Raw genomic sequence first — 21,036 nt, forward strand, 5'->3', positions numbered from 1 at the left:
TCGATCAAGCCTGGGCTGTCAGGATCAAGCCGTTGCCGTCGGGCTTGCGGAGCGTCATGGTTGCGGCGTCGACGGCGACGGTGACCTCACCGTCGAGCACTGTCAGGACGTGCCGTTCGATGTCGGCAACTTCTGGCTCGCACGCCATCCTCGTGGTTCCCATCGGGGCGAAGGTGATGGTGGTGTCGGTGACCGTTGCCGAGCCCATCATGCGGTTGCATCCGGTGCTGCCGGTAACCGATCCGTCGGCGGCGATCGTGAGTTCCGGCGCCGAGGTTTCGAGTGCCAGGCTGGATGTGACGGCGTCGGGAGTGATGAGCGACGTCACGGTCCAGGCAGTGCCCTGAACAGGACGGTCCGGGTCGACGACCTTCTTGTCGGCCAGCGTGACGGTGATCGTGTCGGTGGTGAGCGTGAGCGTGTCACCGGACAGTGTCCAGGACGGCTGCGCGGAAAGGAGCGTTGTCACCCAAGCATCGGATTCCATGACGGTGGGCTCACACGCCATCATCGTCGAGGCCATCGTGTCGGTGGCGATCTTGCCGTCCGTGAATTCGACTGCGCCGCTCGCTGTATTGCAGCCGGCAGTCGCCGCCACCAGGCCGGGCGTCGTGAAGTCGAGGGACAGCGGGCCGCCGCCGGGAATCGGGGTTCCGTCCACCTGGGTGGAGATGAATACCCGCCCTGCGGGATCGGCGACCGAGTCCGGTGTTTCCGAGTTGCTGGAACAGCCGCTGACGGCTGCGATGGCGAGGAGGCCGAGGACGGCGGCTGCGATGCGCATTGGCTCAGACTAGGCGCTGGAATGTGTTCGAGGTCTTCAACATCGAGTAACGCGCCGGGCAAGATTTTCCCAACCGTCAGCGAGTCTTTCCGTCGTCATCCCGAGGTCGCGAACCTGGTACAGAACCAACGACGCTTCGAGTGGCGCCAATAGTGCCGAGGCGAGAAGTTCCAGATCGCCCTCGACGCCGGCCGTGCGGAGCAAACTGATCACGTGCGCGATGCTCAGCGAGCGGGCCGGGCCACCGAAGCGAAACTCCGGCGCGTTCTCGGCAGCGCGGAGAACGTCGCCCTGGACCTCGACCATGGCGATGCGGGCGCGACCGAAGGCGACCAGTCGGTCTATCGGCGGCGCGCCAGGCCCCAGTGGCGGCGGACCGAACATGAAGGCGTGCTGCAACTCTCGCTCGGTGTGGTCCAGGAGTGCTTGCATCAATCCGGCACGACTGCCGAAGCGGCGAAAGACTGTGCCCTTGCCCACACCTGCGCGGCACGCGACGGCGTCCATGGTGACGGCGTCGACTCCGCGTTCGGCCACGAGCAGCGCTGCGGCGTCGAGCAGAAGTGCCCGGTTACGTGCGGCGTCGCCGCGCTCGGCCGGTTGCGCGCCGATCTGGGGTAGGGGGATTGCGCTCACCCGGTCGAGGTTACATGGCTGCGGAATATAAGTGGACCGTGGTCCGTTTAGAGGGTATAACTTTCAACCAGAGCCGCCCACCGCACCAATCTCGAAGGAATCACCCAATGTCACAGAGCAATGTTCTCGTTCTCGTCGGAAGCCTGCGCGCCGGATCCGTCAACCGTCAGCTCGCCGAGACTGCAGTGTCCGCTGCGCCGGAGGGTGCTGCCCTGACGATCTTCGAAGGCCTCGCCGACGTTCCCTTCTACAACGAAGACCTCGACGTCGAAGGTGCATCGATCCCCGCAGTCGACGCCCTGCGGGCCGCAGCCGGCAATGCCGACGCCTTCCTGCTCGTCACCCCCGAGTACAACGGCACCATCCCCGCTGTCCTCAAGAACGCCATCGACTGGATCTCGCGTCCCTACGGCGCAGGTGCTGTCTCCGGCAAGCCGGTTGCAGTCATCAGCGCATCGCCCAGCGGCAACGGTGCGAAGTGGGCCAACGACGACACGGTCAAGGCTGTCGGCATTGCCGGCGGCAACGTGCTCAGCGATTCCGCTCTTGCGGTGGCAAGCACGTTCGACAAGTTCGGCACCTCGCACGCACGCGAGAACGCTGAGGTTGTCGCACAGGTGTCCAAGGTTGTCGCAGACCTGGTCGACGCCACGAAGACGCTCGTCAACGCATAATCTGTACCAGTTCTCGAACGAGGGTCACGCCGGACAGGCGTGACCCTCGTTTCATGTCAGCCGGGGTCGGCCGCGCTACAGGCCTTCGCGTTCCATGGCGGCGTCGACGGCATCACGAACGGACTCGAAGTCCTTGCCCGCCATCATTGCTGCGCCCATTGCCTCGTCGATGCGCTCCGCGACGAGAGCATAGCGACGTTCCCAGTTCTCCTTGTCGGCGCGCCAGTAACCCATGGTGTGCATGGCGGTCACGGGGATCTTCAGCGTGTGACGCAGGTAGGCGCGAACCTTGCGCGCTGCTGCGGCCTCGAGTGCGCACCAGACGTATCCGGTGCCGGGAGGTAGGGGATCGGCGGCCAACTCGGTGAGAAGGGAGTCGGCGTCACCGATCCATCGGATGTCGGCGTCGGCTGCGGTCGTGAAGCTCTGCTGCTCGCTCGGATCGGGAATCTGCGCGATCAGCTGTACGGAAATCCCGGCCGGCAGGCTCTCGAGAATTCGGCCGACTGCGGGGAGTGCGGCGTGGTCGGCGAGCAACGTCAGCCACTCGATGTTCTCGGGCGGGCGGAACCATCCGTTGGCGCTCGACAGGTGCACAGTGTCGCCGGGGATAGCCGTCTCGGCCCAGCGCGCCGCCCCGCCGTGTCCGTGCAGAACGAAGTCGATATCGAGCTCGCCGGTGTCCGCGCTCCAGCGGCGCACTGTGTAACTACGCGCGTGTGGGGGCTCGAGTGGGAACCGGACAAGCACCCGTTCGTCGGGTAGGGCACTTGATACGAAGTCGGCCAGGCCGGCGCCGCCGAAGGTGATTCTGCGCATCCCTGGCGTTATCTGCGTTGCCTCGAGAACAGATGCCAGGTGGCGTGGGGCTTCGTCGCTGGGGAGGTCGATCGGGGCTGATTCCACGTCGCTCATGGTAGAGCTGCGGGGTGTTCCGAGACCCGGTCGAGTAGGCGGCGCACATGTGAGCGCCGACACGCCGACACAGCGTGGAATTGGCGCGGAGTTATGGGTGCTGAGCTGGGTCGACCTGGGAATTTCATCTATGTGACTCACAACATCTTCGGTTATGTGATTCTGTCGGCCACTAGGTGTAGTGTCTTGAGCACTGAGAGACCACAACGCGGAACGCCTCGAGCGAAGCTCCGGCAATCGGTCGAATCGGTGCTGAACATCACTACATCGGCCTTTGTTGGCTAAGCGAAAGAGGGACTCTCATGAGCATCACCGTCTACACCAAGCCCGCTTGCGTTCAGTGCAATGCCACCTACCGCGCCCTCGACAAGGCCGGTCTCGAATACGACATCATCGACATCACCGAGGATGCCGAGGCACGTGACTACGTCATGGCGCTCGGATACCTCCAGGCACCCGTCGTGGTTGCCGGTGAAGATCACTGGTCGGGTTTCCGTCCCGATCGCATCAAGACGCTGGCCGTCGCTGCTTGAAGCGCGACCGCGTCGGTGGCCGACGACGCTGTCGGCCCTGTAGTTGAAAGTGTTGAATAGTCGAAAGTTCCGGGCACCGCATGAGGAAATGGTGACAACCGATGACTTCGCTGGTTTATTTCTCCAGCGTGTCGGAGAACACCCACCGATTCGTTCAACGTCTCGGGCTGCCTGCGACACGCATACCCATCCATGACCGTGACGGCTCATTTCTCGTCGACGAGCCCTATGTACTGATCCTGCCGACTTACGGCGGCGGGGCAACAGTGACAGGCCGCGACACCAGCTATGTGCCCAAGCCGGTCATTCGTTTTTTGAACAATCCACACAACAGGTCGTTGATCAGAGCTGTGATCGCGGCAGGAAACACCAATTTCGGTGAATCCTTTTGTTACGCAGGAAACATCATTTCCCAGAAATGCCACGTTCCTTTTCTGTACCGCTTCGAACTCATGGGCACTGCCGAGGACGTCGAACGGGTACGAGAAGGCTTGGGGGAGTTCTGGAATCATCTCGAAGCAGAGAAGGAGAACGGGCAGTGGCGCCAACCATCACTGACACGATCGCGGCTGGAAGCGTAGAACGTGACGCACGCGGCGGTGATTCCACCAACGGTCTCGACTACCACGCACTCAATGCCATGCTCAACCTGTACGGCGCAAACGGCGAGATCCAGTTCGAGATGGATGTCGCGGCGGCCCGTCAGTACTTCCTGCAGCACGTCAACCAGAACACGGTGTTCTTCCACAATCTCGACGAGAAGCTCGACTACCTCGTCGAGGAAAACTACTACGAGCCTGAGGTTCTCGATCAGTATTCACGTACGTTCGTGAAGTTCCTGATCGATCACGCGTACTCCAAGAAGTTCCGCTTCCCGACGTTCCTGGGCGCGTTCAAGTACTACACGTCCTACACGCTCAAGACGTTCGACGGAAAGCGCTACCTCGAGCGTTTCGAAGACCGCGTGTGCATGGTGGCCCTGACGTTGGCTGCCGGCAACGAAGATCTGGCCGTCGAACTTGTCGACGAGATCATTGCCGGTCGCTTCCAGCCCGCAACCCCCACATTCCTCAACTCCGGCAAGAAGCAGCGCGGCGAGCCCGTATCCTGCTTCCTCCTTCGCATCGAAGACAACATGGAGTCCATCGGGCGCTCCATCAACTCGGCTCTGCAGCTCTCCAAGCGTGGCGGCGGAGTTGCGTTGCTGCTCACCAACATTCGTGAGCATGGTGCGCCGATCAAGAAGATCGAGAACCAGAGCTCGGGTGTCATCCCGATCATGAAGCTCCTCGAGGACTCGTTCTCGTACGCAAACCAGCTCGGAGCGCGTCAGGGTGCCGGTGCCGTCTACCTGCACGCACACCACCCCGACATCTACCGCTTCCTCGACACCAAGCGTGAAAACGCCGACGAGAAGATCCGCATCAAGACGCTGTCGCTCGGCATCGTGATCCCGGACATCACGTTCGAGCTGGCGAAGAAGAACGAGGACATGTACCTGTTCTCGCCGTACGACGTCGAGCGCATCTACGGCGTTCCGTTCTCCGACATCAACGTCTCCGAGAAGTACTACGAGATGGTCGACGACAAGCGAATTCGCAAGTCCAAGATCAAGGCTCGCGAATTCTTCCAGACCGTCGCAGAGTTGCAGTTCGAATCGGGCTACCCGTACATCATGTTCGAGGACACGGTGAACAAGGCCAACCCCATCGAAGGCAAGATCACGCACTCGAACCTGTGCTCGGAGATCCTGCAGGTCTCCACGCCGTCCGAGTTCAACGAGGACCTGACCTACAGCCACGTCGGCAAGGACATCTCCTGCAACCTAGGTTCGCTGAACATCGCGAAGACCATGGACTCGCCCGACTTCGCCAAGACCATCGAGGTCGCGATCCGCGGCTTGACCGCGGTGTCGGATCAGACGCACATCTACTCCGTGCCGTCGATCGAGCAGGGCAACAACGACTCTCACGCCATCGGTCTCGGCCAGATGAACCTGCACGGCTACCTTGCTCGTGAGCGAATCTTCTACGGCAGCGAAGAAGGCATCGACTTCACGAACATCTACTTCTACACCGTGTTGTTCCACGCTCTGCGGGCATCGAACCGGATCTCCATCGAGCGCGGTTCCTACTTCAAGGGCTTCCCGCAGTCGAAGTACGCGTCGGGTGAATTCTTCGACAAGTACACCGACCAGGTGTGGGAGCCGGCCACGGAGAAGGTTCGTGGACTGTTCGCCGCCGCCGACCTTCACATTCCGACGCAGGACGACTGGCGTGAGCTGAAGGCGTCGGTGCAGAAGCACGGCATCTACAACCAGAACCTGCAGGCCGTGCCGCCCACCGGTTCGATCTCGTACATCAACTACTCCACCAGCTCCATCCACCCGGTGGCATCGAAGATCGAGATCCGCAAGGAAGGCAAGATCGGTCGCGTCTACTACCCGGCGCCCTACCTGACCAACGACAACCTGGAGTACTACCAGGATGCCTACGAGATCGGGTACGAGAAGATCGTCGACACCTACGCTGCCGCAACGCAGCACGTCGACCAGGGCCTGTCCCTGACCTTGTTCTTCAAGGACACCGCCACCACCCGCGACATCAACAAGGCGCAGATCTACGCATGGCGTAAGGGCATCAAGACGCTCTACTACATCCGTCTGCGTCAGCTGGCACTCGAAGGCACCGAGGTCGAGGGCTGCGTTTCCTGCATGCTGTAAAGAGCTCCGCCCCCGTGCGCCTTTTTGGTAGTAACCACTACCGGAAAGGCGCACGGGGGCATTTTCTCTGCTAGGACGGCGGCCGGCCGGGACCATGCATCTTGCCGGCGTTCTTCGGCATTCGGCCGTGCTCGGTGAGCGCCCGTCGGAGTAGGAATTCGATCTGGGCATTGGTACTTCGGAGGTCGTCGGCGGCCCAGCGGGCAAGAGCGTCGTGCACCGCCGGGTCCAACCGAAGAAGGATCTTCTTCCGCTCTGATCTCGGAGCTGGATCCGTGGCCATGTGGCCTTCCCTTTACTGGTAGAGCGAACCGGTGTTGAGCACCGGTTGTGCGTCGCGGTCACCGCACAGCACGACCAGAAGGTTACTGATCATCGTGGCCTTGCGTTCCTCGTCGAGTTCGACGACGTGCTTTTCCTCCAGCTGCTTGAGTGCCATGTCCACCATCGACACTGCGCCTTCGACGATCTGAGTCCGGGCTGCGATGACAGCGCCCGCCTGTTGGCGGCGCAGCATCGCGCTGGCGATTTCCGGTGCGTAGGAAAGCCGGTTGATGCGGGTCTCGATCACTTCGACCCCTGCCGCCCGCACGCGGGCGTGAACTTCCTCCGACAGCGTCGTTGTAATGATGTCGGCGTTCTCCCGCAACGAGACTCGGCCTTCGGCGTCGTACGGGTAACTGCCGGCGATGTGGCGTACAGCTGCCTCGGTCTGAACCGAGACGAACTCCTCGTAGTCGTCCACCTGAAATGACGCGAGCGCGGTGTCGGCCACCTGCCAGACGACAACGGCCGAGATCTCGATGGGGTTGCCGTCGGCGTCGTTGACCTTGGACTGGCCGGTCTCGTGGTTTCTGATGCGGGTGGAGATGGAACGACGCACGGTCAGCGGGTTTGTCCAGCGCAGTCCGGGGGTGCGCAATGTGCCGCTGTACGAACTTCCCAGGAATTGCAGAACACGCGCCTGGTTCGGCTGCACCAGTGTCAGGCCGATCAGTGCGGGGAGTGACGCGAGGAACAGCACCACTCCGATCGGGATCAGCGCTATGAGTCCGAGGAGCCCTCCGACAACAGCCAGGGCGATTCCGCCGAGGAACAGAATCAATCCGCCGAGGAGCATCCAACTGCCCGACAGGTCCCAACCTGGGCGTTCGGCGATTGTGGTGGTGGCAACTCCGGTTGGTTTCTCGGCCACGGTGGGCGTGCTGGTCATGTGAGACTCGCTTCCTCATCGGTAAGTGATATTTAATTGATATCACATTTTTCGCGTTGGCGGGTGGGCGCGTACGACACATCTTGTTGTGTTGGCGTCTGGAGTCGGACACAACGGGTAGTGTTCAGGCAAGCCAACATTCGGCAGTATCTCTCGCGCTAGGTAGGAATCATGGTCAAGCTGGTCAGTCGCGTTTCCGCAATCAACTGGAATCGCGTCCAGGACGAGAAGGACGCCGAGGTGTGGGACCGCCTCGTCAGTAACTTCTGGCTGCCCGAAAAGGTGCCGGTCTCCAACGACATCCCGTCCTGGGGGACTCTGACCGCGCCTGAGCAGCAGCTCACGATGCGCGTATTCACGGGTCTGACGCTGCTCGACACCATTCAGGGAACCGTCGGCGCCGTCAGCCTCATCCCCGACGCCATCACTCCACACGAAGAAGCGGTGTACACCAACATCGCCTTCATGGAATCGGTGCACGCCAAGAGCTACAGCTCCATCTTCTCGACGCTGTGCTCCACGCCCGACATCGACGACGCCTTCCGCTGGTCGGAGGAAAACCCGAACCTGCAGCGCAAGGCTCAGATCGTTCTCGACTACTACAACGGTGAGTCGCCGCTCAAGCGCAAGGTCGCGTCGACCCTGCTCGAGAGCTTCCTCTTCTACTCGGGCTTCTACCTGCCGATGTACTGGTCCTCGCGGGCCAAGCTCACCAACACGGCCGACCTCATCCGCCTCATCATCCGCGACGAGGCCGTGCACGGGTACTACATCGGCTACAAGTACCAGAAGGGCCTCGAGCAGCTGTCCGAGGCAGAGCGCGAAGAGCTCAAGAACTACACGTTCGAGCTTCTCTTCGAGCTGTACGAGAACGAGGTCGAGTACACCCAGGATCTCTATGACGAGGTCGGACTGACCGAGGACGTCAAGAAGTTCCTGCGTTACAACGCGAACAAGGCGCTCAACAATCTCGGTTACGAAGGCCTGTTCCCGAAGGACGAGACGGACGTCAATCCGGCTATCCTGTCGGCACTTTCACCCAACGCCGACGAGAATCACGACTTCTTCTCCGGCTCGGGCAGCTCCTACGTCATCGGCAAGGCCATCAACACCGAAGACGACGACTGGGACTTCTAGGATTTTCTGGGATTTCTAGGATTTTAAGGTCGCTGTTTTAGGTCCTGCCCGTAAGGGCTGATGGGAGGCCCGGAACTGCAGGGATTCTGCAGTTCCGGGCAGTTTGCTTCCGTTCGATGAACTGGGGAGGCCAGTAATTGACATCAGCATCCGTTCGGTAGGGCACGCCGGGGGACACTGATACGTGCTGGTGTGGCGCAGCGAGCAAGGATTATCGTCCTTGCGTCCGCGAGCCAGTCGAACACGCGGTTGGAACCCGCATACCGTTGGATGGACGAAATCCGCGCTCAGCTACCCGCGAAAGCTGTCCATCGAAAACCTTGAGAACAAGGCACTAGCATCCACAGTATTGTACGAACCAGGTGTCGGACTATTCGCTACCTGATTCAATGTGTCGCACCGTTGAAGCTAGACCTTCCTGGATCGTGCGAGGAATCCCCAACGGCCTTCGGTGGACGCCGTAAACTCGATGTCCGAAGTTTCCACAGCCAGTTCATCCGGGGGATCGGTGTTCTCCATTACGATGACCTGGGCAGTAACGTTCTCCTGGAGATCACGATAGAACCTTCCGATGACTGATGGGTCAAGCCGCCGCTTGGACTCCTCATCTGTCTCCGCCTCGGCACCTGGTTTCGGAGGCTTATAGGTCACCAACGGGGAATCTAGAACAACGAACCCAGGGTGCGGCAGATCATTGGCAAAGCAATGATCTGCCAAGGCCAAAGTGAACGCCGAATGTAGAACGGCCCTGACTCCCTTGCCGTGGGCAGAGCGAAGCTGTTCGTCGTCGACGATGTCAAAATCACTCCGATCGAATCTAACGTTATCGGCGTTGGGGAAACCCCAGGCGATCAAGCGCTCCTGAATATGTTCCGACAGTCCCGTTGCCGCCTCTACGGATAGAGGCTCTGCTGCGATCGCCTTCACCGGCTTCGATTCAAACTCGACGGTTTTGAGTAGTTCTTCAAGATCGTAAATTTGTTCATGCACCACCAAAGCGGTTTCCACACTCAATCGGGTGCCGATGAGTTCGGCGAGCCCAGATTGGTGGGGTCGGAGGTCGAGGTCCGCCTGCCTTACCGCACGCTGCCCATCATCGATTTCTTGCGTTAGGGCTGCTTCGCGTGTCTTGAGTCGCTGAGCCTCGCTATCCAGGTCTTCCATGGCAAGTTCAATATCGGCGCGGAGTCCTTCAGTTTTGGCGCGTTCGCCTTTGATGACTGATCCAAAGGGCAAATTGCCATGCGTGTTGCCGAAAGTGTCTTTCTGATGATTTTCCTCGGCCCCACAGAATGGACAGGTGCCGGGGGACAAATATCCCAGTAAACCGCCAGCTTCGTGGACCATGTCGAGTCGTTCTATGTCTAGGTCGTACTGCTCAGAAAGCAATGCAAACCTTGACTGAAGTCCTTGGAGTTCGCGCAACCGGCGGCGGACATCTTGCAGACTGTTTTGTACGGTGGCTAAATCCTGAGCAATCCTTGCTCGAGCCTGCGACGAACTCTCGATCGCCCCGCTTGCTGCAGAAATAGAAGACTCCATAAGAACAAGCTGATCCTTCAAAGATTGTCGGCTCGGGTGTGCCTCGATCTTCCTCCGTGCGTCAGCCAGAAGTTGGTAGAGTACTTCGGATTTTGCCTTGCCCACGGCTTTGCGTTCGGCCGGTTTTGACACTGTTATTAGGGCGGAATCATCCTCATCGAGGAGCAGCATTTTGAGTGCTGACTTTTCTTTGGTCTCGCTCGTGCGCTGCCCAGACAATGGGGGAGGGGTGGGCGACTGAATTTGGTTCTCGTCTATTACACATAGGCGAGCTAGGTCTCGGAAACTCAGAGAATCCTTTTCATTGCTCTGGTTCCGGCGAAGTTGCCGACCCGAAATATCCAGATGTGCAAGTAAGAAGTTGGAAAGGTTGTTCTCCGACCGAGCATCGTGCTTTTCTCCAAGAGTCCGCTGAGGCGGGTTCTCGGGAAGCTTCGTCAGCTTGCCCTCGTATAGAGAGAACCCACCGCCTTTGACGCCGCGCGCGAGTGTTATCTGAGTGCCGTCCGGGAGCTTCATCCCCAGGAGGATGGTCGAATACCCTGCGCTTTGAGGGATCGTGCGGAGGGTGCTGCCTCCAAGCATGTAGTCGATTGAGTCCGCAATGAACGACTTGCCTGTGTCCGAAGGGCCACGGATGATGGTAACTCCAGGCCCGAATTCCACTTGCGCGGTCGGCACATTTTCCCCAATGAATGCCAAATGCGTTATCAGAATTCTGTTCGTCATTGGGCAGTCCTAGAGTTCTCGCTCAAGTCAAATTCCTCAACCCATGCATCTAGGAACAAGCGCATCTGAACGCGCATCTCAGCTGTACTCAGTATGCCGAAGTGTTCGATAGCCCACCGACTCCGGGTAGCGAGTTTTTGTGCGTACGAAGAATCAAGAAGGTCGAGAAAGTATTGAGATTCTTCCCTGGCGAGATATTCGATGCCGCTATCACTGGCTTGTGGTTCTACCAGGTTAGCTTTGAGTAGGACACGAAGGCCATGCTGTATGGCGGGCCGCTTAACCGCTATCTGCCCCACGCGCGCGGGTAATGCGGGTTGAATGCTGGGCGGTCCGCCAAGGTCAGCGGTGTTAAGTACCACATGATCCAACATCACGAGCATCCCGATGTCCAAGGCACGTGGATGCGATTCTGCCAAGACATTCAGTACCCGGACGGCCACTTCAATTGGCGTATTGAACGGTTTCATTGCGTACCGTCGATCCACGTTAGACGCTCGTCATTGACGAGTTGATGGCAAATTCCCTTGCGATCCTCGTGGTCGGTTTTTTCGACGAGGCGATGATTTGCTAGGTCAATCTTCCCAGATTCGGATAGAACACTTTGGACGCGCGCGTATCCGTCGGCGTGGTCGTTGTCTGCGACTTCAATGACTCCGGCATGTAGATCGCTCTGTAGATCTTCAAACGTCCCGGGCGGGGTTGATTCTCGTGCATATACGCGTAGAGTCTCAGCTCTAAAAAATGCTCGACGCTGGCGGCGGAAATGCGTGCCTTTAGCCGGGTGTTCGGCCACGGTTTCGCGAGTCAAAATGTCATCGGGGTGGCGTTGTTGGTAGACAGCAACAAGCTGATCGACGTATCGGGCTTCTTCCCCGGTAAGCCCGCCGATATCGTCGGGAACTGTTACATTTCGATCTGGAAGTGGCGTCGAAAATCGGAGGGAGTGGTAGCGTGTCTTGGAATGTAAGGTTATAATCTCGCGTGGTTGCATAGCGTCGAAGATTGAGAAATCGGTCTCACTCATCTGTTTTTCTACGGACGCACGCTCAAGTGGAGACATGGCAGGCGTCGGGTTGTGATCTTGAAGCCATTTACTAAACTCCAACTTTGCCTTTGAGGGTTGTCTAAGCAATTTATTCAAGCTTAATCCAACGCCTTTCGGTGCCATGAATATATACGCTTCTGGCATTACACATTCTTCAGCAACGACGGCCCGGATTACTTTAAGGATCTCGACCCAAGCAGCCGCTGGACTGAGCGGTTTTGCATATTGCTTACATTGATATCCATCCCACGATGCTTCGAATCCTTGGGAACTCTTGAAGCCTGCAATATCGATCCCCAAGTCGCCAGGTCCACCCATACGCTTGACAAGCACATAAGCGCTGTCGGCGCTAAGTCCTTCGACAAGTTCGGCAACGAATATCTCCCACTCATCGCCGGAGTAGTAGGAGATGGCCTGCGCGGCGGTCAGCTCTGTAGGAAGTGCTTTGCTCATGGGCGTCGTCCTTCCTGTGCCACCATTGCCATAATTGCACTTTCTGTGTTCCGTGCTCTTGTCCGACACTGTGCTACGAAATCGAGCCTCAGTGTTTCAAGGTCCTTTAGATTGTCCAGCGGTCACCTTACTACCAGCAGGAGCGGTCCTGTGGTCGATCCCCGAGACTGAGGGACTGCGCGGTCATCGCCTGCGCGGCACTCGCAGTGAGAACTTGCACATTATCTCTCCTCCGGGAGTATCAGACTCTCAGGATGTCGGTAGTCCAGGAGCTTGCTAGTCAACGAGACCGTAGTGGCGTGCGCATGTATGAGTTCCGTCTTAGTTCCTGGGGAACTCGCTGTAGCTGTAACCTCCGCACTTACTAGTTAGCCGCTGATACGGCTTTGACAGGAGGAACGGGTTTTGAGCACGAGTGACACGCGGAAGGTGGGAGTTTCTAGTTGTTGGAAAAACGCATAATTTCGCGCTTCCTGATTGGAATTCGGACTTCTAGAGATTCGCTCGCGAGGATCCATCAACACTGAAAATCACTGCTGGAGGATCAAACAGCATTGGATTTTCGATACCCGGGCAACTTTTGTTCGCCTCGAGCGATCCAGTTCAGATCATGCGCCATGAGACATAAACTCGGACGCCGAACATTTGATCCAGTGCATGGTGTAGATCTAGCACAGCATTGACGACGCCGAACGTGTTCAAACCTATACGCCAAAAGATTCGGCATCGATCGTGATGTCACTTGGTTTCTGCTCAACTTGAAAAGAGGAATTCGGTGAGCAGACCCCGACGTTTCTGATGATGGCGGATCGAGCCCGGATGAAAGGGTGATCGCCGGACGAAGCGCTTGAGGCTTTTCGGCAAGAATTTGCCTACGTGTTCTGCCAGACTCTGTTGCTCGCGCGATTTCACGACACCGACTGGTTGCAGCAGTCAACAACAATGGTCGGTATGAAACAAGTCGTCGCAAGACAAATACATCGTCGTGGAAATCCTGACCCGTCGTCAGCGGCATGTCGGTAGGGGAGGGCTAGCTCGCCGAGAACCAGGCTTCTGCCTTGTCCTGCAACGCTTTTTCCAGACGCAGGCGCGACGTGTCGGTCAGATCCGACGGCAGGTTGTCGGGCTCGAACCACGCAACCTCGAGATTCTCGTCGTCCGCGACATGCGCGTCGCCGCTCGTCCAGCGGGCCAGGAAACAAACGTCGAGATATTGCGTGATATCCCCATTGGGGTACGTAATAGGTTCTGTCACATCAACACTCGTGATGCGAACCAACTCCGCGTCGACGCCCGTCTCTTCCTTGGCTTCGCGAACGGCAGCCGACGCGGGTTCCTCGCCGGGCTCGAGAACGCCGGACACCACTGCCCACAATCCGTTGTCGGCGCGGCGGGTGAGGAGCACGCGGCCCTCGTCGTCGCGGATGACGACACTGACTCCGGACAGCCACAGTGGCGCGTGACCGATTTTTTCGCGCAACTCGACAATGAACTCAGGGATCGGCATCGCGTCAGCTCGCGTATCCGTTGAGGGTGTGCTGAAGGTCGTCGAGAACCGCGCGCGCGGCAGTCATACCGTTGCCGTTCCAGATCTCGTCCTCGGCGACGAAGACACGGTTCCCGGAGGGCGCTCCCAGATCGTGCCACTGGTCGCTCTTCATCACCTCGGTTCCGTACTTCAGTCCGTTCGGACCGTCGAACAGCACGTAGATCAGATCCCCTTCGGCGGCGCTGAGATCGTCGGCGGGAACCTCGGCGGTCACGGTGTCGGTGAGTCGTTGTGCCGGAGGCCGGCGCACCCCGACATCGCTCAGAATCTGACCCGAGAACGAGGCGGGGCCCTCGATGTTCAGCGAGTCCGAATCGAACCGCACCACAGATGCCTGCGTCTGCGCCGAATTGAGAGACTCGCCCAGTTCCCGAGCGTCCCGTTGGTAACCGTCCAGAGCGGCTGCTGCTGCGGCGGATCGGCCGAGAGCCTGGCCGGCCAGAGCGAACTGCGACTTCCAGTAGACCGGGTCGGAACCGGCAAACACTGTCGGGGCGATCCCGGTCAGTTGCCCGTACAGGTCCGCCGACGCCGGGCTCGATCCGAGAATCAGATCCGGTGCTGCTGCCTTGATTGCAGTGATATCGGGCGCGCTTACCGGGCCGACGCTCGGAATCTCCGAAATGCCGAAACCGAGGTACGACGGCTGAGGTGAATCGACGCCCGTCGCGGCGCCCACCACACGTTCCCACAATCCCAATGCACACACCGCGTCCATCGACGCACTGTCGAGCACAACGATGCGCGCAGGATCCGAAGGAACCTCGGCCGTGCCTGCCGTGTGCGCGACCTGTCGCGTCACCGTGGGTCCGGCTCCGGCGTCGGCCGCCGTCGGGGTGGGGCACGCGCTCGCCGTATCGCGCGCGAGCCCCATGACACCGGCTCCGGCGATTGACGTCGTGGTCCGCACGATGCTGCTGGCGATGTCGTCGGAGGTGTCCGACGAACAACCACTCAATACAAGGAGTGTGGCTGCGATGCCGAGTATCGAGACGCGGCGAACGGTAATGCGGGAGAGAACGGTCAAGTCGACGGCTTCCTGTGTGGGCGGGCGCCGCTTTAGGTTAGCTGCTCGACTTGTCCACTCCGAACGTGTCCGCGAGGTCGTCCAGAATCAGGTGCGCGCCCTGAATACTGACCGGAGACATCCACTCCGAATCGTCGACGTCGACAGTACGGCCACGCAGAGTTTGCCACAGCGGACTCGTGAGGAACGGCTTCGCGGCTTCGGCGCTCTTGCCCTCGGGATCCTGCCACGTGCTGACGAAGATGACGTCGGCGTCGGCCTCGTTGATCAGCTCTGGACTGATCTTCATCATGATATTGCCCGGGTCGGCAGGATCGGGGCCCTGGTTGCTCGGGCGGGCGAGGCCGGCGTCCTCGAGGACGATGCCGCTGAACGAGGTGGTGCGGTACAGGCGTGCTGTCGGTTCGCCGGCGAAGCGGACGACGGAGATGACCGGGTTGTTCGCGGCCTGGTTGACGGCGCTTCCGACGGAGGCGGCACGCGCTTCGTATTCGCCGATCTTCTGCTCGGCAAGATCTTCCTTGCCGAGAGCCTCACCGACGAGTCGGATGTTGGCCTTCCACGTCGGTCCCGTCGTTTGGGTGAACACGGTCGGGGCGATAGCGGAGAGTTGTTCGTAGTTCTTGCCGTCGCGGACTTCAGCCGAGATGATCAGATCGGGCTGGAGTGCCGCGATCTTCTCGAGGCTTACGGCGCCGACTGTTCCGACGGAAATTGCGTCGGCCGCGAACTCGTCGCGGGTTGATCCGAGGTATTCGGGCAATCCCGGCTCGCGGTAGTCGACGTATCCCACGAGGGGTGACTCGAGGAGCAGTGTGGCGTCGGTGAAGCTGTTGTCGAGCGCAACGATTCGCTTGGGCTGCGACGGAATCTCGGTGCTACCGCGGAAGTGTTCGATCGTGCGGGGAAATGCCCCCTGTTCGGTCGACGTCGCGGTGGTGTCCGGCTCGTCACTCGAACATGCGGGGACGATCAACGCCAGGGCGGCAACGACGGAAATCGCCGCGGTTCGGCGAGCAAAGTGTTTCACGGGTACTCCTGTACTAGGTTAGGCAAGCCAGACCTTAACAACCAGACCGAACAACGGGACAGTTCGGGCTTCGACTCCCTGGCGATGCGAAATCAAGGTGCGACACGCCGCAACACGAGATCACACTCGTCACTTCGGGAACATAAACCGCAGGTCGATCGTTTAGTGGGAGCCAAAACGGTCCCTCGAGTACGACGCTGAGTAGGACCGGGTCGCGAGGCGTCACGGTCACGGTCTACGATTCGATGAGCGCAAGCCAGAAGCCGTTTCCCGCACGCCGGGAAATGGACCCTGCGGCGCGACCAAAGGCTCTGTCGAAGGAGTCTGCGGAGCGACCAAAGGCACATTCAGGAGGATCAGTGACTGCCGTAGCGCCCCAGCCAGTCCCCGCGATAGCTGCAGCCAGGCCTTACCCGCCGCGGCAGGGACCCAAGGGCTCATTCATTTTCAAGATGATCACGACCACCGACCCCAAGGTGCTCGGAATCATGTACTTGGCGACTTCCATCGCCTTCTTCCTCATCGGTGGCCTCATGGCACTGATGATGCGTGCCGAGCTAGCTGTGCCCGGCATGCAGTTTCTCTCGAACGAACAGTTCAACCAGCTGTTCACCATGCACGGCACCATCATGCTGCTGCTGTACGCGACGCCGATCGTCTTCGGTTTCGCCAACTACATTCTTCCGCTGCAGATCGGCGCGCCCGACGTTGCGTTCCCGCGTCTGAACGCGTTCAGCTACTGGCTGTACCTGTTCGGTGCGATCATCGCGACGGCCGGATTCGTGACCCCCGGTGGCGCAGCCGACTTCGGTTGGACCGCCTACACCCCGTTGACGAATGCACTGCATTCTCCGGGCGTCGGCGCTGACCTCTGGATCATGGGCCTCGCTGTCGGTGGTCTCGGCACCATCCTCGGTGGCGTCAACATGATCACCACCGTGATCTGCCTGCGTGCACCCGGTATGACCATGTTCCGCATGCCGATCTTCACCTGGAACATCTTCATCACCAGCATTCTCATCCTGCTGGCGTTCCCGCTGCTGACCGCTGCACTGCTCGGCCTGTTCGTCGACCGACATCTGGGTGGTCACATCTTCGACCCGGCAACAGGCGGTGTGTTGCTCTGGCAGCACCTGTTCTGGTTCTTCGGTCACCCCGAGGTGTACATCATCGCGCTGCCGTTCTTCGGCATCGTCTCGGAGATCTTCCCGGTCTTCAGCCGTAAGCCGATCTTCGGCTACAGCGGTCTGGTGTACGCAACGCTCGCCATTGCAGCTCTGTCGATCGCCGTGTGGGCGCACCACATGTACGCAACCGGCGCTGTTCTGCTCCCGTACTTCTCGTTCATGACGTTCTTGATCGCAGTGCCGACAGGCGTGAAGATATTCAACTGGATCGGAACGATGTGGAAGGGGCAATTGACCTTCGAGTCGCCGATGCTCTTCTCGATCGGCTTCCTGATCACCTTCCTCTTCGGTGGTCTGTCGGGTGTCATCCTCGCGAGCCCGCCGCTCGACTTCCACGTCACGGACAGCTACTTCGTGGTTGCCCACTTCCACTACGTGGTCTTCGGCACCGTTGTGTTCGCCACCTACGCCGGTATCTACTTCTGGTTCCCGAAGATGACCGGCCGCATGATGGACGAGCGCCTCGGCAAGTGGCACTTCTGGACCACGTTCGTCGGCTTCCACGGCACGTTCCTCGTGCAGCACTGGCTCGGCGCCGAAGGCATGCCGCGTCGCTACGCCGACTACCTGCCGTCCGACGGCTTCACGTCGCTGAACACGGTCTCGACAATCTTTGCCTTCGTACTCGGTGCCTCGACGCTGCCGTTCATCTGGAACGTCTTCAAGAGCTACCGCTACGGCGAAGTTGTCACGGTCGACGACCCGTGGGGTTACGGAAACTCGCTCGAATGGGCAACCAGTTGCCCGCCGCCGCGTCACAACTTCACCGAGTTGCCGCGCATCCGCAGCGAGCGTCCGGCATTCGAACTGCACTACCCGCACATGGTTGAGCGGATGCGCGCAGAAGCGCACGTCGGCCCCGGCCACAACAGTAAGAACGACGCCCTCGAAGGCAGTTCTCACTAAATGAGCAACCCGACCTACACGTAGGTCAACGCCAAAGGCCCCGCCCGAACAACGGGTGGGGCCTTTCGCTTGTTCGATTGCCGATTGGCACAATAGGTGTCGACGCATGTCGATCACGACACGATTTCCAAGAAATGATCGGAGTTCTCGGTGGGTGCCTCAGACACCACTGTTCTGGTGACCGTGACCGGGCCTGACCGGCCCGGTGTCACCTCGGTACTGTTTGCCGCACTGTCGCGGCACAATGTGAGCCTGCTCGACGTCGAGCAGGTGGTCATCCGAGGTCGGCTCACGCTCGGCGTCCTCGTTGCATGCCCGAACGATCCGGAGGCGCTGCAAGAAGAACTCGAGCAGGCGATGGCGACGGTCGGCATGAACGTCGACATCGAAATCGGCGCAGATCCCGGTCGGCCCGCTGTGTCCACCCACGCCGTTGTCGTTCTCGGCAGTCCCGTGAATGCTCGCGCGATGCGCGGAGTGGCACGCGAGTTGGCCAAGCAGGGCGCCAACATCGATTCCATTCGCGGTGTTGCCGATTACCCGGTGACAGGCCTGGAACTCAGTGTCAGCTCCGCCGGCAGCGCCGACGCAGACGCGAAGTTGCGCACCGGTCTTGCCGAAGTCGCAGCACTCGAGAACGTCGACATCGCGGTCGAGCGCGCCGGTTTGGCAAGGCGCGCCAAGCGTCTCATCGTGTTCGACGTCGACTCGACGCTCGTTCAGGGTGAAGTCATCGAGATGCTCGCTGCCAAGGCCGGCGTCGAAGACGAGGTTCGCGCTGTCACGGAAGCTGCGATGCGCGGCGAGATCGACTTCACCGAATCGCTTCATCAGCGGGTGGCCACCCTCGCGGGACTGGACGCCTCGGTGATCGACGAGGTAGCTGCGAGCATCGAACTGACTCCAGGTGCACGCACCACCATCCGCACCTTGCGTCGTCTCGGCTTCCATTGCGGCGTTGTCTCCGGCGGATTCCGTCAGGTCATCGAAGGATTGGCACACGAACTCGAACTGGACTTCGTTCACGCCAACACCCTGGAAATCGTCGACGGCAAGTTGACCGGCCGAGTGATCGGCGAAATTGTCGACCGCGCCGCCAAGGCGGTCGCGCTCCGGAAGTTCGCCGATCAGGTCGGCGTCCCCATGGAACAGACCGTGGCCGTCGGTGACGGCGCAAACGACATCGACATGCTCAATGCTGCCGGCCTGGGTGTGGCGTTCAACGCGAAGCCGGCACTGCGCGAGGTTGCCGACGCGGCGCTGTCGCATCCGTTCCTCGACGCCGTGCTCTTCATCCTCGGCGTGACTCGCGACGAGGTCGAAGCAGCAGACGCGATCGACGGCGGCGTTCGGCGCGTGCCGATCCCATGATCGACGACCCCTGCGCCGCGGTGATGTCGGGCCCGGACGCGCTCTGGCGCGCCCGGCACGCCGTGCTGGCTGCGGGTTACGGTGGCCGACCCGATCCGGCCGACCCCGCCCAGGTTTTGGCGATGCCGATCGTCCTGCATATCCCGAAAGCTGATCCGCCCCTGCGCAGTTCGCTCCTGGAAGCGGCCGCATCGGCGGCGGTCGCTTTGTGTCTCGACGAGCGAGTCGGGTTGGCCGAGGACGGCGAACCCGGCCCGTGGCAAGGCAACTTCACGGCATGGGTGAGTGGGCGTATCCGTAAGGTGTCGCGCCGCGCGCGGGGAGCGCAGTGGTTGGCGGCGCAGGATGTCGCGGGAATCACTGTCGAGGTCGGCGGTGCCCAGGCCCGGGCTCTGGTGCCCGGACCTGTCGGGGAACTTGATCCGCGGATCAAGAAGATGCAGATCGGCGGCACCGATCTCGAACACGACAACCCGGGTCCGCCCATACCTGAGCTGCCCGTGCTGTGGATTGACCCCGCGCTCGAGATGACCGTGGGAAAAGCATCGGCACAGGTCGGTCATGCGTCAATGCTGTTGGCGGCGGCCATGTCCGACGAGGAAGCCTGGCGCTGGGCTCAGGCCGGATTCCGGTGTTCGGTTCGTGACGCGGACCCGGCGCAATGGGCGGATGCTGTGGCTCGGCTGAGTTCCGACGCCGTCGCCGTCAGGGATGCGGGATACACCGAAGTGGCGCCCGGGTCGATGACGGTGATTGCGGTTCCCGGCTAGACCAGTCCAGTATCGCCATCTTGGCTATGGGTTAAGTGTCCAGTGAGCCTGCAGGATGGCTGAGTGCTCATACGTAGATTTGCCTCGCTGTTCCTCGGCCTGTGGCTGTACGGCTTCTCGATGGCGATGATGATCGCCGCCGGGCTCGGCTTGGACCCCTGGGATGTTTTCCACCAGGGTGTGGCAGAGCGGTTCTCTTTGAGTTTTGGCGTCATCACCGCGATCACCGGTGCGCTTGTGCTGTTGTTATGGATCCCGCTACGTCAACGACCGGGATTCGGAACCGTCGCCAACGTTGTTGTCATCGCCATTTCAGTGGATACCTCACTGGCCTTTTTGCCAGACTTTGATTCCATGCCAGTTCGAATCCTCATGCTGGTATCCGGTGTTCTTCTCAACGGGTTGGCCAGTGTCCTGTACATCGGAGCGGGCATGGGCCCCGGCCCACGCGACGGGTTGATGACGGGATTTGTCGCGCGCACCGGGCTGTCCGTTCGGCTGGTTCGGACCAGCATCGAGGTTGTTGTCCTTGCCGTGGGGTGGGTCCTCGGCGGCACGGTCGGTGTGGGAACCGTGCTGTACGCCTTGGGGATCGGACCCACCATTCAGCTTCTGATCAAGGTGCTGCCGGACTCCATGACGGCGGCAGTGACAGGGACGCGCAAGGCCAGGACCGTCGGACCGCTCACCGTCAGCGTGGAACCTACTGCGACGGGGCCGGCCGACCCTGGTTCGCCGGTGGCGGTGGCCGAGTCGAAAACCGGCACCAGTGAACCGTCGAACCATTCCGGGGTTCCGACCGTGATCTGA

Annotated in this window: 20 protein-coding genes; 9 read left to right on the top strand and 11 right to left on the bottom strand. The window is 60.3% G+C overall.

Annotated features, from left to right (window positions below; genetic code table 11):
• Positions 1-4: 4 nt before the first annotated feature.
• Positions 5-784: an META domain-containing protein gene (locus FEZ60_RS10800; RefSeq protein ID WP_172936088.1), complete on the bottom strand. Its 780-nt coding sequence runs from the start codon at positions 782-784 to the stop codon at positions 5-7.
• A gap of 36 nt (positions 785-820) precedes the next feature.
• Positions 821-1,420 carry a TetR/AcrR family transcriptional regulator gene (locus FEZ60_RS10805; protein WP_033231103.1) on the bottom strand — a complete coding sequence of 200 codons (600 nt, stop codon included), beginning with the start codon at positions 1,418-1,420 and terminating at the stop codon, positions 821-823.
• Between the two features lie 107 nt (positions 1,421-1,527).
• Between FEZ60_RS10805 and FEZ60_RS10810 the strand changes: the two genes are divergently transcribed.
• Positions 1,528-2,094: an NAD(P)H-dependent oxidoreductase gene (locus FEZ60_RS10810; RefSeq protein WP_033231102.1), complete on the top strand. Its 567-nt coding sequence runs from the start codon at positions 1,528-1,530 to the stop codon at positions 2,092-2,094.
• A gap of 75 nt (positions 2,095-2,169) precedes the next feature.
• On the opposite strand, the gene FEZ60_RS10815 is transcribed toward FEZ60_RS10810, so the two are convergent.
• Complete coding sequence (locus tag FEZ60_RS10815; RefSeq protein ID WP_172936089.1) at positions 2,170-3,009, bottom strand: siderophore-interacting protein; 840 nt, start codon at positions 3,007-3,009, stop codon at positions 2,170-2,172.
• Between the two features lie 302 nt (positions 3,010-3,311).
• On the opposite strand from FEZ60_RS10815, the gene FEZ60_RS10820 reads away from it, so the two are divergent.
• From FEZ60_RS10820 to nrdE, 3 genes are all read left to right on the top strand, one after another.
• On the top strand, positions 3,312-3,542 hold the full coding sequence (locus tag FEZ60_RS10820) for a redoxin NrdH (protein ID WP_033231100.1): 231 nt from the start codon (positions 3,312-3,314) through the stop codon (positions 3,540-3,542).
• 101 nt (positions 3,543-3,643) lie between these two features.
• The gene (nrdI, locus tag FEZ60_RS10825; protein ID WP_033231099.1) at positions 3,644-4,123 is read left to right on the top strand and encodes a class Ib ribonucleoside-diphosphate reductase assembly flavoprotein NrdI; all 480 of its coding nucleotides are present in this window, start codon (positions 3,644-3,646) and stop codon (positions 4,121-4,123) included.
• A 59-nt stretch (positions 4,124-4,182) separates the two neighbouring features.
• Positions 4,183-6,264 carry a class 1b ribonucleoside-diphosphate reductase subunit alpha gene (gene nrdE / locus FEZ60_RS10830; RefSeq protein ID WP_230589977.1) on the top strand — a complete coding sequence of 694 codons (2,082 nt, stop codon included), beginning with the start codon at positions 4,183-4,185 and terminating at the stop codon, positions 6,262-6,264.
• A gap of 70 nt (positions 6,265-6,334) precedes the next feature.
• Here nrdE and FEZ60_RS10835 read toward each other — a convergent pair whose 3' ends face one another.
• Together FEZ60_RS10835 and FEZ60_RS10840 are read right to left on the bottom strand one after the other, a co-directional pair.
• A complete protein-coding gene (locus tag FEZ60_RS10835; protein ID WP_020969285.1) occupies positions 6,335-6,547 on the bottom strand; it encodes a hypothetical protein in 213 nt (70 codons plus the stop codon).
• Positions 6,548-6,559: 12 nt separating this feature from the next.
• Complete coding sequence (locus tag FEZ60_RS10840; protein ID WP_033231097.1) at positions 6,560-7,477, bottom strand: SPFH domain-containing protein; 918 nt, start codon at positions 7,475-7,477, stop codon at positions 6,560-6,562.
• A gap of 171 nt (positions 7,478-7,648) precedes the next feature.
• Here FEZ60_RS10840 and nrdF point away from each other — a divergent pair, with 171 nt between their 5' ends.
• Positions 7,649-8,614, top strand: a complete 966-nt coding sequence (nrdF, locus tag FEZ60_RS10845; RefSeq protein ID WP_033231096.1) for a class 1b ribonucleoside-diphosphate reductase subunit beta — start codon at positions 7,649-7,651, stop codon at positions 8,612-8,614.
• Positions 8,615-9,022: 408 nt separating this feature from the next.
• Here nrdF and FEZ60_RS10850 read toward each other — a convergent pair whose 3' ends face one another.
• The 6 genes from FEZ60_RS10850 to FEZ60_RS10875 all read right to left on the bottom strand — a co-directional run bounded on the left by FEZ60_RS10850 (position 9,023) and on the right by FEZ60_RS10875 (position 15,992).
• Complete coding sequence (locus tag FEZ60_RS10850; protein ID WP_172936090.1) at positions 9,023-10,885, bottom strand: AAA family ATPase; 1,863 nt, start codon at positions 10,883-10,885, stop codon at positions 9,023-9,025.
• Positions 10,882-11,355: an ABC-three component system middle component 2 gene (locus FEZ60_RS10855; protein ID WP_172936091.1), complete on the bottom strand. Its 474-nt coding sequence runs from the start codon at positions 11,353-11,355 to the stop codon at positions 10,882-10,884. The genes FEZ60_RS10850 and FEZ60_RS10855 overlap by 4 nt, the downstream gene beginning before the upstream one ends.
• Positions 11,352-12,386, bottom strand: a complete 1,035-nt coding sequence (locus FEZ60_RS10860; RefSeq protein WP_172936092.1) for an ABC-three component system protein — start codon at positions 12,384-12,386, stop codon at positions 11,352-11,354. Before FEZ60_RS10860 ends, FEZ60_RS10855 begins: the two co-directional genes overlap by 4 nt.
• Before the next feature lie 1,030 nt (positions 12,387-13,416).
• Complete coding sequence (locus FEZ60_RS10865; protein WP_172936093.1) at positions 13,417-13,893, bottom strand: NUDIX domain-containing protein; 477 nt, start codon at positions 13,891-13,893, stop codon at positions 13,417-13,419.
• Positions 13,894-13,897: 4 nt separating this feature from the next.
• Positions 13,898-14,962, bottom strand: coding sequence for an iron-siderophore ABC transporter substrate-binding protein (locus FEZ60_RS10870; protein ID WP_172936094.1), 1,065 nt, complete (start codon positions 14,960-14,962; stop codon positions 13,898-13,900).
• A gap of 37 nt (positions 14,963-14,999) precedes the next feature.
• A complete protein-coding gene (locus FEZ60_RS10875) occupies positions 15,000-15,992 on the bottom strand; it encodes an ABC transporter substrate-binding protein (RefSeq protein ID WP_172936095.1) in 993 nt (330 codons plus the stop codon).
• A gap of 359 nt (positions 15,993-16,351) precedes the next feature.
• Between FEZ60_RS10875 and ctaD the strand changes: the two genes are divergently transcribed.
• From ctaD to FEZ60_RS32440, 4 genes are all read left to right on the top strand, one after another.
• Positions 16,352-18,085 (top strand): cytochrome c oxidase subunit I, encoded by a 1,734-nt coding sequence (gene ctaD / locus FEZ60_RS10880; RefSeq protein WP_072782333.1) that lies wholly within the window; start codon positions 16,352-16,354, stop codon positions 18,083-18,085.
• Positions 18,086-18,235: 150 nt separating this feature from the next.
• On the top strand, positions 18,236-19,456 hold the full coding sequence (gene serB, locus FEZ60_RS10885) for a phosphoserine phosphatase SerB (protein ID WP_033231092.1): 1,221 nt from the start codon (positions 18,236-18,238) through the stop codon (positions 19,454-19,456).
• Positions 19,453-20,226 (top strand): peptidyl-tRNA hydrolase, encoded by a 774-nt coding sequence (locus FEZ60_RS10890; RefSeq protein ID WP_141484485.1) that lies wholly within the window; start codon positions 19,453-19,455, stop codon positions 20,224-20,226. The genes serB and FEZ60_RS10890 overlap by 4 nt, the downstream gene beginning before the upstream one ends.
• 120 nt (positions 20,227-20,346) lie before the next feature.
• Complete coding sequence (locus FEZ60_RS32440) at positions 20,347-21,036, top strand: membrane protein (protein WP_242484567.1); 690 nt, start codon at positions 20,347-20,349, stop codon at positions 21,034-21,036.

Origin of the sequence: Rhodococcus sp. MS16 (genome assembly GCF_013277795.1) — a bacterium.
In the GTDB taxonomy this organism is placed as follows: Bacteria; Actinomycetota; Actinomycetes; order Mycobacteriales; family Mycobacteriaceae; genus Rhodococcus_F; species Rhodococcus_F globerula.

Coding starts and splice junctions, on each gene's coding strand:
- nrdF (WP_033231096.1), top strand. CDS start 7,649: ATGGTCAAGCTGGTCAGTCGCGTTTCCGCAATCAACTGGAATCGCGTC.
- FEZ60_RS10860 (WP_172936092.1), bottom strand. CDS start 12,386: ATGAGCAAAGCACTTCCTACAGAGCTGACCGCCGCGCAGGCCATCTCC.
- FEZ60_RS10855 (WP_172936091.1), bottom strand. CDS start 11,355: ATGAAACCGTTCAATACGCCAATTGAAGTGGCCGTCCGGGTACTGAAT.
- FEZ60_RS10890 (WP_141484485.1), top strand. CDS start 19,453: ATGATCGACGACCCCTGCGCCGCGGTGATGTCGGGCCCGGACGCGCTC.
- nrdI (WP_033231099.1), top strand. CDS start 3,644: ATGACTTCGCTGGTTTATTTCTCCAGCGTGTCGGAGAACACCCACCGA.
- FEZ60_RS10820 (WP_033231100.1), top strand. CDS start 3,312: ATGAGCATCACCGTCTACACCAAGCCCGCTTGCGTTCAGTGCAATGCC.
- FEZ60_RS10800 (WP_172936088.1), bottom strand. CDS start 784: ATGCGCATCGCAGCCGCCGTCCTCGGCCTCCTCGCCATCGCAGCCGTC.
- FEZ60_RS10815 (WP_172936089.1), bottom strand. CDS start 3,009: ATGAGCGACGTGGAATCAGCCCCGATCGACCTCCCCAGCGACGAAGCC.
- FEZ60_RS10835 (WP_020969285.1), bottom strand. CDS start 6,547: ATGGCCACGGATCCAGCTCCGAGATCAGAGCGGAAGAAGATCCTTCTT.
- FEZ60_RS10865 (WP_172936093.1), bottom strand. CDS start 13,893: ATGCCGATCCCTGAGTTCATTGTCGAGTTGCGCGAAAAAATCGGTCAC.
- FEZ60_RS10850 (WP_172936090.1), bottom strand. CDS start 10,885: ATGACGAACAGAATTCTGATAACGCATTTGGCATTCATTGGGGAAAAT.
- FEZ60_RS32440 (WP_242484567.1), top strand. CDS start 20,347: ATGGCGATGATGATCGCCGCCGGGCTCGGCTTGGACCCCTGGGATGTT.
- FEZ60_RS10810 (WP_033231102.1), top strand. CDS start 1,528: ATGTCACAGAGCAATGTTCTCGTTCTCGTCGGAAGCCTGCGCGCCGGA.
- nrdE (WP_230589977.1), top strand. CDS start 4,183: ATGCTCAACCTGTACGGCGCAAACGGCGAGATCCAGTTCGAGATGGAT.
- FEZ60_RS10840 (WP_033231097.1), bottom strand. CDS start 7,477: ATGACCAGCACGCCCACCGTGGCCGAGAAACCAACCGGAGTTGCCACC.